Origin of the sequence: Lysobacter sp. TAB13 (genome assembly GCF_052113885.1) — a bacterium.
Lineage (GTDB): Bacteria > Pseudomonadota > Gammaproteobacteria > Xanthomonadales > Xanthomonadaceae > Lysobacter > Lysobacter gummosus.
The window spans coordinates 1-459 of record NZ_JBFRDR010000189.1 but is presented as its reverse complement, the minus strand read 5'-3'; the positions used below and the strand labels follow the sequence as shown (position 1 = coordinate 459).

The 459-nt window shown below is 66.0% G+C and carries 1 protein-coding gene; it reads right to left on the bottom strand.

Annotation, left to right across the window (positions count from 1 at the left end):
• Positions 1-2 precede the first annotated feature (2 nt).
• Positions 3-459 (bottom strand): hypothetical protein (locus AB4Y92_RS25755; protein WP_441822200.1); only part of this gene is annotated, 457 nt, incomplete at its 5' end.

Here is a 459-nt window from a genome sequence, read left to right as displayed (position 1 = left end):
GGCTAGGAGCTCTTCAGGGTCCGGAACGCGCGCGCGAGCCTCTTCACTGCGACTTCGATCTCTCCCGGGGCATAGGCGGCGAATCCCATCAGAAAGCCCGCCTCGCCATGGCCTGATGCATGAAGCGCCGACAGACCCAGAAGCTCGACGCCAACGCGTTCCGCGGCGTCGATGGCAGCGCGCTCCGGAAGGTCGATGGTCAGCACGCATGGCATCTGGAGCCCACCGACCGGAACCCGCGGCTCGACGAAAGCCGAAAGCTGGGTCCGCACGAGGCCGGTCAGAATTTCGAGCCGCTCGGCATAGACGCCTCGCATGGCGCGGACATGCGCGCCGAAATGTCCCCCCTCCATGAAACGGGCGAGCGTCAATTGCGTGATCGAGGCGGTGTGGCCGTCGAGGAGCGAGCGTGCAACCGTCATCGGTGCAACCAGTTGCCGAGGCAGCACGGCATAGCCC